Annotated in this window: 1 protein-coding gene; it reads left to right on the forward strand. The window is 68.6% G+C overall.

Annotated elements, in window-relative coordinates:
* Positions 1 to 43: 43 nt before the first annotated feature.
* Positions 44 to 570: hypothetical protein (locus AC1DS5_RS25390; RefSeq protein WP_477721010.1), on the forward strand; the 527-nt coding region annotated here is incomplete at its 3' end.

Below are 570 nucleotides of genomic sequence, written 5' to 3' on the forward strand. Positions count from 1 at the left end.
GCAGCGCGCAGAAGCGCGACGCGCAACGTGGCGGGTGCCGCCGATGTTGAACGTCGGCACGCTGTTCACGGTGTTCACCGTCAACTTTTTGGCCCTCGGCGTGGTCTGGGCCTATGTGGCCACCAGCTATCCCAACCTGCACGCCGCGCGTTACTGGACAGCCGCCGCGTTCGCCGCGGCGCTCGGCAACAGCATCTCGGTGCTGCGCGGCGTCGGCGTCGATCCGCTCATCGCCATCGTGCTGGGCAACGGCCTGCTGCTGCTGGCCACCAGCCTCGCCGCCATCGGCATGAATCAGTTTTACGGCCGCCCGGCGGGCTGGCGCGCGCAAGCCGTCATCATCGCCGCCAGCCTGGCCGGCCTGCTGCTGTTCACGCTGTGGCACGACAACGTGACGATGCGCGTGCTGATATATTCCGCCGGCCAGTCGGTCACCGTTGTCATGACCGTGCCGCTGTTGCTGTCGCGCAAGGATGGCGGCGGCAATGCCGGCGCCCGTCTCGCCGGCTGGCTCGCCATCACGCTCGTTGCAGCGCATGCCGTGCGCTCGGCCGCGGCGCTGGCGAATAT

This window comes from Polaromonas sp. P4_H1, assembly GCF_056400945.1.